2 protein-coding genes and 2 pseudogenes are annotated in these 1,428 nt (G+C 41.5%); 2 read left to right on the forward strand and 2 right to left on the reverse strand.

The annotated features are described in order from the left end of the window. Both BHE85_RS15440 and BHE85_RS15445 read left to right on the forward strand, forming a co-directional pair. On the forward strand, positions 1–331 hold a 331-nt coding region (locus BHE85_RS15440; RefSeq protein ID WP_000321149.1), incomplete at its 5' end, for an integrase core domain-containing protein. Positions 332–341: 10 nt separating this feature from the next. Beyond that, a pseudogene (locus BHE85_RS15445) lies at positions 342–482 on the forward strand (IS1 family transposase); the annotation flags it as partial. Between the two features lie 16 nt (positions 483–498). On the opposite strand, the pseudogene yfdF reads toward BHE85_RS15445, so the two are convergent. Both yfdF and BHE85_RS27555 read right to left on the reverse strand, forming a co-directional pair. Continuing rightward, a pseudogene (gene yfdF / locus BHE85_RS15450) lies at positions 499–1,203 on the reverse strand (protein YfdF); the annotation flags it as partial. 153 nt (positions 1,204–1,356) lie between these two features. Next, a partial coding sequence (locus tag BHE85_RS27555) for a hypothetical protein (protein ID WP_242412324.1) occupies positions 1,357–1,428 on the reverse strand: 72 nt, incomplete at its 5' end.

Below are 1,428 nucleotides of genomic sequence, written 5' to 3' on the forward strand. Positions count from 1 at the left end.
AGTGGAGTGGCTGACGGATAATGGTTCATGCTACCGGGCTAATGAAACACGCCAGTTCGCCCGGATGTTGGGACTTGAACCGAAGAACACGGCGGTGCGGAGTCCGGAGAGTAACGGAATAGCAGAGAGCTTCGTGAAAACGATAAAGCGTGACTACATCAGTATCATGCCCAAACCAGACGGGTTAACGGCAGCAAAGAACCTTGCAGAGGCGTTCGAGCATTATAACGAATGGCATCCGCATAGTGCGCTGGGTTATCGCTCGCCACGGGAATATCTGCGGCAGCGGGCTTGTAATGGGTTAAGTGATAACAGATGTCTGGAAATATAGGGGCAAATCCACTCAGCGCATTGAGCGACATAATCTGAATCTGAGACAACATCTGGCAAGGCTGGGACGGAAGTCACTGTCGTTCTCAAAATCGGTGGAGCTGCATGACAAGGTCATCGGGCATTATCTGAACATAAAACACTATCAGTAAGTTGGAGTCATTACCCAAACCACGCTGAAGCACTCCTGGCGTTTTCACTACAATATTGGGTGAGACTATCACCATTAATACGAATTCCTCTTTGAATGTGGTAGTCGTCCTGATCGTAGTAACCGAGGGATAAGTAATCATTTCCGTTTTTATTTTTAATTACAATAGCGAGAGAGTCGCCTTTTTTATCTTTACCGTACCAGGTAAATAAGTCCGTTGGTTCGCTTTTCCCGCTCTCATCAAATTCCGTTACCGTATGTCTGAGTTTGTGTGATATCTTATCGAAGATAAAACTAGGAGCTCCATCATATATTTCTTTTAATGCGCTGAAGATCATTTCCTTGTTATTGATATCATGAGTCTTCTCAACTATGTTGTCATTAATGATAGTACGGACGAGTTCTTTGTCTTTATAGTTCGCAGGTAATTCTATTGGTTCTTGGTTGTCGATACCAATAGTAATATGGTCTGTATCATTGGAGCCAATATCAATATAAGTAACTGAGGAATTATTAATATTAAATCTATAAGGATCGTCGTTTACTCGTATGGCGTTTTTTATAAGCTCAAGTAGATGTTTAATACAGGTGCTTATTCCTTCCTTACCATTAAAAAGGTTTTTGAGCTCTTGTACTAATCCATTAACTTCATCATTGTTATTTTCATTAATGGATTCTGGGTAAGTTGCGCTGGTATTGTTGATTGAAATAGATGGTAGCATGATTTTATTCCATTTTGATTGATTTGTTACAAATATATATTACCTAATGAAATAGACTATCAAAAAACGCTCATTTATTTAGAACCTATCTTTAATTTGAGTGTATGAGCGCACAATAGCCAGGGGGGTGCCCCTATTAAGTTGTCAAGCATGTTATGACCCCTGCGGGGTATAAAAAGTCCCGTCGCGCATCATGGCGAACAGAACGTCGCAGCGTCGTCTCGC

Source organism: Shigella sp. FC1567, assembly GCF_001743015.1.
GTDB classification, from domain to species: domain Bacteria; phylum Pseudomonadota; class Gammaproteobacteria; order Enterobacterales; family Enterobacteriaceae; genus Escherichia; species Escherichia coli.